5 protein-coding genes are annotated in these 8,126 nt (G+C 70.5%); 3 read left to right on the top strand and 2 right to left on the bottom strand.

Annotated elements, in window-relative coordinates:
- On the bottom strand, positions 1-968 hold a 968-nt coding region (locus WBP48_RS12945; RefSeq protein ID WP_424441060.1), incomplete at its 3' end, for an o-succinylbenzoate synthase.
- 168 nt (positions 969-1,136) lie between these two features.
- Here WBP48_RS12945 and WBP48_RS12940 point away from each other — a divergent pair.
- The 3 genes from WBP48_RS12940 (at position 1,137) to metH (ending at position 6,357) form a co-directional block, all read left to right on the top strand.
- Complete coding sequence (locus WBP48_RS12940; protein WP_424441058.1) at positions 1,137-1,472, top strand: PadR family transcriptional regulator; 336 nt, start codon at positions 1,137-1,139, stop codon at positions 1,470-1,472.
- A 1-nt stretch (position 1,473) separates the two neighbouring features.
- On the top strand, positions 1,474-2,424 hold the full coding sequence (locus WBP48_RS12935) for a permease prefix domain 1-containing protein (RefSeq protein ID WP_424441056.1): 951 nt from the start codon (positions 1,474-1,476) through the stop codon (positions 2,422-2,424).
- Between the two features lie 177 nt (positions 2,425-2,601).
- The gene (metH, locus tag WBP48_RS12930) at positions 2,602-6,357 is read left to right on the top strand and encodes a methionine synthase (RefSeq protein WP_424441054.1); all 3,756 of its coding nucleotides are present in this window, start codon (positions 2,602-2,604) and stop codon (positions 6,355-6,357) included.
- A 415-nt stretch (positions 6,358-6,772) separates the two neighbouring features.
- On the opposite strand, the gene WBP48_RS12925 is transcribed toward metH, so the two are convergent.
- The gene (locus WBP48_RS12925) at positions 6,773-7,948 is read right to left on the bottom strand and encodes a hypothetical protein (protein WP_424441052.1); all 1,176 of its coding nucleotides are present in this window, start codon (positions 7,946-7,948) and stop codon (positions 6,773-6,775) included.
- Positions 7,949-8,126 lie beyond the last annotated feature (178 nt).

The following is an 8,126-nucleotide window of genomic DNA, read 5'->3' as shown; positions in this document are numbered from 1 at the left end:
GCCGAATCCGGGGCGACGCGCCGCACCGACAGCATCCCGCTCGCCGGGCGCAGGGGTTGCGTCGTCACATCGGCGGCGAGCAGCGACGCCGTGCCGAGCCCGCAGTCGTAGTCGAGGTCGGGCAGGGCAGCGGCGAGGTGGACTCCCATCGCCAGGCCGACCGAGGTCTCCAGGGCGCTCGACACGACGGCGGGCAGCCCCGCCTCCGCGACGATCTCGAGTGCGCGGCGCACGCCGCCCAGCGGCTGCGCTTTCACGACGATCAGGTCGGCGGCGCCGGCCCGCGCGACGGCGAGCGGGTCGGCGGCCTTGCGCACGCTTTCATCGGCCGCGATCGGGATGTCCCAGTCCGCGATCCGCTCCCGCAATTGCGCGAGTTCATCGACGCTCGCGCACGGCTGCTCCAGGTACTCGAGGTCGAACTCGGCGAGGGCGTGCACGGCGCGCTCGGCCTCGTCGACGTTCCATCCGCCGTTCGCGTCGAGCCGGACGCGTCCCTGGGGTCCCAACGCCAGCCGCACGGCGCGCACGCGGGCGACATCGTCGGCGAGGGTCTGACCGCGCTCGGCGACCTTGACCTTTGCCGTGCGGCATCCGTCGAAGCGAGCGAGGACGTCCTCGACGTCGGATGCCGATGCGAAAGTCTCGCCTCCCCGAGGCAGATTTTCTTGCCCCATGGCGCGGCAGCGCCACGGAAAAGCCGTCGTCACCGCCGGCACCGTGGCATTGACGGGAATGCTCGTGCGCTGCGGATCGGGCGGCGTGCACCACCCGAAGTCGAGCGCGGCCGCCAGCCAGGTCGCCGCCTCGGCATCCGGGTACTCGGTGAACGGCGAGAACTCGCTCCACCCCTCGGGGCCCTCGAACAGCAGCGCCTCACGCACGTCGATGCCGCGGAACCGGGTCGCGAGCGGCAGTGCGACGACGCGCGCCGTCGCGAGGATCTCGGGCAGTGCGGGAATGCTCACCCCTCCATCCTGCCCGTGGGGGTGGACATCGTCCGCCGGTGTATCGAGATCACAGCGTGTGTCTCGGTTGCGATGGTCTCGATACGCGATCGCACTCGACCAGCGGAGGTGGAGCACACGACGATGTGCGGTTGACTATAGCGTGTGACACACAGTAAAGTGTGAGGCGTGAGCGAGAACGAGGCGCGGGATACCCACCTGCAGGAACTGCGGCGGGGAACGGTCGTGCTCGCATGCCTGCGCCTGCTCGTGGAGCCCGGATACGGCTACGGGCTGCTCGAAGACCTTCAGCGGCGCGGATTCGACACCGACGCGAACACCCTCTACCCGCTGCTCCGCCGCCTGGAGAAGCAGGGGCACCTCACGAGCGAGTGGAACACCGACGAGGCCCGCCCGCGCAAGTTCTACCGCACCTCGCCCGCCGGCATCCGTCTCGCTCGTGCTCTCACCGAAGATTTCGACGCGCTCGCCGCCGCGCTCGCCGCGCTCCCGAAGGAGAACTGACATGACCGCCACGCTGACCGACCGCTACGTGCACGCGGTCATCCGCACCGTTCCCGAGCAGCAGCGAGAGGATGTCTCCGCAGAGCTCCGTGCCGCCATCGCCGACCAGGTCGATGCTCGGCTCGATACCGGCGAGCCTCGCGAGGATGCCGAACGCGCCGTCCTGAACGGCCTCGGCGATCCGGACAAGCTCGCCGCCGGATACGCGGATCGCCCGCTCCACCTCATCGGCCCGCGCTACTTCCTGGAGTGGTGGCGGCTGCTGAAGCTCCTGCTGTGGATCGTCGTGCCGCTGGCGACGTTCGGCATTGCGCTGGGGCAGACGCTCGCCGGCGCGCCGATCGGCGCCATCATCGGATCGACGATCGGTGGCGGACTGAGCGTCGCCGTGCACCTCGCGTTCTGGACGACGCTCGTGTTCGCTCTGGTGGAACGCTCCGACACGCGCACGCCGCTCGTGCCGTGGACGATCGACCGGCTCCCCGCCGAGACCCCGTACACCGGCGCGCGTTTCATCGACCTGATCTGCAGCGTCATCTTCCTCGCCGTCGCGGCGGTGGCGCTCGTGTGGGACCAGCTCGTCGGGCTCGTCTACCTGGAAGGGCAGTGGATGCCGTTTCTTTCGCCGGCCCTCTGGCCCTGGTGGGCGACGGGGTTGCTCATCGCGATGGGGCTCGAAGCGGTGCTGCAGCTCGTGGTGTTCCTGCGGGGGCGGTGGACGTTCGCGCTCGCCGCGTGCAATACGGTACTCAACGTCGTGGTCGCGGTGCCCGCGATCTGGCTGCTGTCGCAGGGTCAGCTGCTGAACTCGGCGTTCTGGTTCACGGTGATCCCGGGCGATGACGCAGCGAGCGTGTACGGCATCCTGTCGGTGATCGTCGGGTTCGGCATCGCTGGAGTCGCGGTGTGGGACACGATCGACGCGTTCCTCAAGGCCCGCCGGGCCCGCTGAGCCCTCTCGGCCCGCCGGCTCGGCCGGTTCGGCCGGTTCGCGCTCGAAAAGCAGGCTGAAGTGGTCCTCGGAGGGATGAGAGCGGCCGCAGAGGCCGGTCCGGCCTGCTTCTGCGACATCGAACGCCGGGTGACGCCAACCGACTGTCCTCGCGAACAGCCGTGGGAGAATCGGGCGGTGACCGCGACCCGCACCGAGCCCCGCTTCGCCCTCGACATCGACGGGGTCCCGCGGCCGGAGCGGTCCGAGGCACTGCTCGACGCCCTGGCATCCCGCGTCGTGATCGCCGACGGCGCGATGGGCACCATGTTGCAGCGGTACGAGCCGACCCTCGACGACTACCGGCAGCTCGAAGGCTGCAACGAGATCCTCAACGTGTCGCGGCCCGACCTCATCGCCCGCATCCACGACGACTACCTCGCCGTCGGCATCGACGCCGTCGAGACCAACACGTTCGGCGTGAACTGGTCGAACCTGTCTGACTACGGCATCGACGATCGCATCCACGAGCTGGCCGAGGCCGGGGCCCGCATCGCGCGCGAGCGCGTCGAGGCCGCCGAAACCGCGGACGGGCGGATGCGGTGGGTGCTCGGCTCGATGGGCCCCGGCACGAAACTCCCGAGCCTCGGGCACACGACGTACGCGCACCTGAAGGAGACGTTCGCGCTGCAGGCCGAGGGCCTGGTCGACGGCGGGGCGGATGCCTTCCTCATCGAGACCAGCCAGGATCTGCTGCAGACGAAGGCCGCCGTGAACGGCTGCAAGCAGGCGATCGTGAGCCGCGGCATCCGCCTGCCGATCTTCGTCGAGGTCACCGTCGAGACGACCGGAACGATGCTGATGGGGTCGGAGATCGGCGCGGCCCTGACGGCGCTCGCGCCGCTCGGCGTCGACGCGATCGGCCTCAACTGCGCGACCGGGCCCGCCGAGATGAGCGAGCACCTGCGGCACCTGTCGAAGCACTCGCCCGTGACGATCGCGTGCATGCCGAACGCGGGGCTGCCGGTGCTGACGGCCGACGGCGCGAGCTACCCGCTGACGCCGGCGGAGCTCGCGACGGCGCACGAGCAGTTCGTGCGCGAGTTCGGCGTGGGCCTGGTCGGCGGATGCTGCGGCACGACGCCCGAGCATCTGGCCGCGGTCGTGGAGCGGTTGCGGCCGGCCGCGACTACTCGCGAGACCGCCTCTGCGGGTCGAGACCTCGTGTCTGGGCCAGGGTTTCGACGCGAAAACGCGGTCTCGCGGGGCGAGCGCGTTGGCGGCGACATCGAAACCGACCCCGGAGTCGCGTCGCTGTACCAGCACGTGCCGTTCCACCAGGACGCGAGTTACCTCGCGATCGGCGAGCGCACCAACGCGAACGGGTCCAAGGCGTTCCGCGAGGCGATGCTCGACGCCCGCTTCGACGACTGTGTCGAGATCGCGCGGAACCAGATCCGCGTCGGCGCGCACCTGCTCGACGTGTGCGTCGACTACGTCGGCCGCGACGGGGTGGCCGACATCCGCGAGGTCGTCTCGCGCTTCGCGTCGGCATCCACCCTTCCCCTCGTCATCGACTCGACCGAGCCGGCGGTCATCCAGGCGGGGTTGGAGCTGATCGGCGGGCGACCCGTCGTGAACTCGGTCAACTACGAGGACGGCGACGGCCCGGCATCCCGTTTCGGTCGCATCATGCCGCTGGTCAAGGAGCACGGCACGGCCGTCATCGCCCTCACGATCGACGAGCAGGGCCAGGCGCGCACGACCGCCGACAAGCTGCGCATCGCGTCGCGGCTCGTCGACGAGCTCGTCGGAGCGTGGGGCATGCGGGTCGAGGACATCATCGTCGACTGCCTCACGTTCCCCATCGCGACCGGCCAGGAGGAGACGCGGCGCGACGCGATCGAGACGATCGAGGCGATCCGCGCGCTCGTGGCGAAATACCCCGGCATCAACACGACGCTCGGCGTCTCGAACGTCTCGTTCGGGCTCAACCCCGCCGCGCGCAGCGTGCTGAACTCGGTCTTCCTGCACGAGGCGACGCAGGCGGGGCTCACCAGCGGCATCATCGACGCCGCGAAGATCGTGCCCCTGGCATCCCTCGACGAAGCGCAGCGCAAGGTCGCGCTCGACCTGGTGTGGGATCGGCGCGAGTGGGATGCCGACGGCAACCTCACCTACGACCCGCTCGCCACCATGCTCGACCTGTTCGCCGGCGTCGACACGGCGGCCCTCCGCGATCAGCGCGCCGCGGAGCTGGCGGCGCTGTCGGTCGGCGAGCGGCTGGAGCGGCGCATCATCGACGGCGAGTCGAAGGGGCTCGAGGCCGACCTCGACCTCGCACGGGCGGGCGGGCCCGGGTTCGCCGCGCTGACGCCGCTCGAGATCATCAACGACCACCTGCTGGAGGGCATGAAGGTCGTCGGGGAGCGGTTCGGCTCGGGGCAGATGCAGCTGCCGTTCGTGCTGCAGTCGGCCGAGGTCATGAAGACCGCGGTCGCGCTGCTGGAGCCGCACATGGAGCGCTCCTCGGCATCCGGCAAGGGAACGATCGTCCTCGCGACGGTCCGCGGCGACGTGCACGACATCGGCAAGAATCTCGTCGACATCATCCTGACCAACAACGGCTACACCGTCGTGAACCTCGGGATCAAGCAGCCCATCGCCGACATCATCGCCGCCGCCGAGGAACACGACGCCGACGTCATCGGCATGAGTGGGCTGCTCGTCAAGTCGACCGTCGTCATGAAGGAGAACCTGCAGGAGCTGACCGCCCGCGGGCTCGGCACGCGCTGGCCGGTGCTGCTGGGCGGTGCGGCGCTCACGCGCGCGTACGTCGAGCAGGACCTCGCCGAGCTGTTCGACGGCGAGGTGCGCTACGCGAAGGATGCCTTCGAGGGCCTCGCACTCATGGAACCCCTCGTGCGCATCGCGCGGGGCGAGGCGCCGGATGCCGTGGGCCTGCCGCCGCTGAAGAAGCGGATTCACGCTGCGGGGTCGAAGCTGACCCTCACCGAGCCCGAGGCCATGCCCGCGCGGTCGGATGTCGCGGCCGACAACCCCGTGCCTGTGCCGCCGTTCTGGGGCACGCGTATCGTTCGAGGGATCGCGCTCGCCGACTACGCCGCGTACCTCGATGAGCGTGCGACGTTCATGGGGCAGTGGGGGCTCAAGCCCGGGCGCGGCGCGGAGGGGCTGTCGTACGAGCAGCTCGTCGAGACGGAGGGCCGGCCGCGGCTGCGGTACTGGCTTGACCGCATCCTCGCCGAGGGGATGCTGGATGCCTCCGTCGCCTACGGCTACTTCCCGGTGGTTTCGGAGGGCGACGACATCGTCGTGCTCCACCACGGCGACGACCCGACCGGCGTGCTCGGTGTGCCCGGGTTGCTGGCGCCGGATGGCGGTTCGTTCGGTTCGGGCGGCGGTTCGTTCGGTTCTGGCGGCGGGCTCGGCACCGACCGGCTGCGGTTCCACTTCCCGCGCCAGCGTCGCGACCGGCATCTGAACCTCGCGGACTTCGTGCGGTCGCGCTCGTCGGGCCAGGTCGACGTGCTGCCCGTGCAGCTCGTGACGGCGGGAGCGGCGATCGACGCGGTCACGGCGAAGCTGTTCGCCGAGAACCGCTACCGCGATTACTACGAGCTCAACGGGCTCGTGATGCAGCTGACCGAGGCGCTCGCCGAGTTCTGGCACGCCCGCATCCGCTCCGAGCTGGGTTTCGCGGGGGAGGACCCGACCGACACCGCGGGTCTGTTCAAGCTGGAGTATCGCGGTGCGCGGTTCTCGCTCGGCTACCCCGCGTGCCCCGACATGGAGGATCGGCGCAAGCTCGTCGAGCTGCTGCGGCCCGAGCGCATGGGCGTCGAGCTGAGCGAGGAGTTGCAGCTGCATCCCGAGCAGTCGACGGACGCGTTCGTGTTCCACCACCCCGAGGCGAAGTACTTCTCGGTCTGAGTCGTGCGGGCGCTCGCGCCCCTGCTCGGGGGCCCTCTCTCGTCGCGCCCTCGTGGGCCGGGGTCGTGGGGTCTGTGGCTGGGGGCCTTGGGGTCGTGGGGTCGTGGGGTCGTGGGGTCGTGGCGTCGTGGGGTCGCGGGGTCGCGGGGTCGCGGGGTCGCGGGGTCGTAATTGGTCGCTTGGCCTTGCCTGAGGCGACCATTCGCGACCCGCCGGCGACGCCCAGGGATGGGCGCTTGCTCGTGGGGTCGCATCTGGTCGTTATGCGCTGTCCGTGGCGACCATTCGCGACCCGCCGGTGCTGCGTGGAGGGGTTGACGTTGCTCGTGGGGTCGTAATTGGTCGCCTGGCCTTGCCTGAGGCGACCATTCGCGACCCGCCGGCATCCCCGACAAGCTACGAGTCGACCACAGGATCAGCGTCCGGTCGGCGTATAGCTCCAGACGGCGGCGCTGCGCGTTCCGGTGATCCCCTCCCAGCTGGTACCGCCGACCACCAGCAACTGACCGTCCGCCCAGACGGCGGGTCCGGCCTCGGCGAGAGCATCCTCGGGTTGACCGATCGGTGTCCAGGTTCCGTCCTCGTCGTCGTAGACGAATCCCGACGAGACGGAGAATCGGCTACCGGCGGTGTCCTGAACCCAGCCCGAGCCCGGCGGCGGGTTCGCCAGCTCGGACCACCGCCCGTCCGGGAGCGTGACGGCCCCGCCGAACGGATACTCGCGCCCCCAGTTTCCGACCTGCCCGCCATCGGCACCGCCCAGCTGCGGGTCGATCAGGCGGTCGCCGTGCACCGCCCACTGCCGGCCGCCGATCTGTTGCGTGTCGGGCAGGCGAGTCCACTCGCCCGTGGTCCGGTCGAGCAGGGCGGCCAGCACGAACGAGGGCTTCTCCGCCCCGGGGCTCGGAACGAGCTCTTTCGCGGTCAGCACGATGCCGTGCGCGGTCGCGGTGAGGGTGCGGTCGAAGGCGGGACCGATCGGGTCCTCGGGAAGCTCGGACCACGCGCGGGTTTCGACGTCGAGCACGCGATCAGGGACGGCTCCCCACTCATCGCTGCCGGAGGCGAAGATCACGCGATCGCCGTCGGCGACCGGCATCCCGAGGCGGTCGGTCGGGGACTCCAGGATGCTCCAGGTGTCGGCGGACACGTCGTAGAGGAGGACATCCGTCGTGGGTCCGTCGGGCCGGGCAGGCACGACGAGGACGCCGTCCGCGTAGGCACCGCTCGTCAGCCCCGGCGTCAGCGGCGGCGGTGGCAACACACGCCAGGTGTCGGATGCCGGGTCGTACGCGGCTCCGTCGCGAGCGAGCCGTCCGTCCATGACGCAGTCGGCGGTCGGCGGACACGGCGGGTGGAACGCTCCACCGACCACGATCAGCTCGCTCCCCGTCCACGCTGTGACCGCCCCGTCGCGCGGTTCCAGGGGGAAGTCGTCAAGGCGCGCCCAGTCGGGGGCACTGACCGCGGCATCCGCCCCCTCGTGCGCGACCGAGGGCGATGCGGGCGCGACGGGATCCGCAGTGCACGCGCTCATCGCGAGCACTGCCGCGCCAGCGAGCAGGAGCGCTACAGCGCGAAGGTCTCTCATGTCCAGGAAGTGTCCGGTATCGCGGGTTCGTCTCGCGCGAGCGGCCGGGCCGCCTGGTCTGTGTCGGGGTCGGCCGGGGTCTCCGGCGGGGTGGCTGGTGTGCGAGCTCGCGGCGATTCCCCGCAACTCGCGGCGACGAGCTTGGCCGCCGGTAGGCAGTGGCGCCGCAGTCAGCGGC

This window comes from Microbacterium sp., from assembly GCF_049661145.1.
GTDB lineage: Bacteria > Actinomycetota > Actinomycetes > Actinomycetales > Microbacteriaceae > Microbacterium.
Note: the sequence above shows the minus strand (reverse complement) of the source record. Positions and strands in the feature narration are given on the sequence as shown.

Coding starts and splice junctions, on each gene's coding strand:
- WBP48_RS12935 (WP_424441056.1), top strand. CDS start 1,474: ATGACCGCCACGCTGACCGACCGCTACGTGCACGCGGTCATCCGCACC.
- WBP48_RS12925 (WP_424441052.1), bottom strand. CDS start 7,948: ATGAGAGACCTTCGCGCTGTAGCGCTCCTGCTCGCTGGCGCGGCAGTG.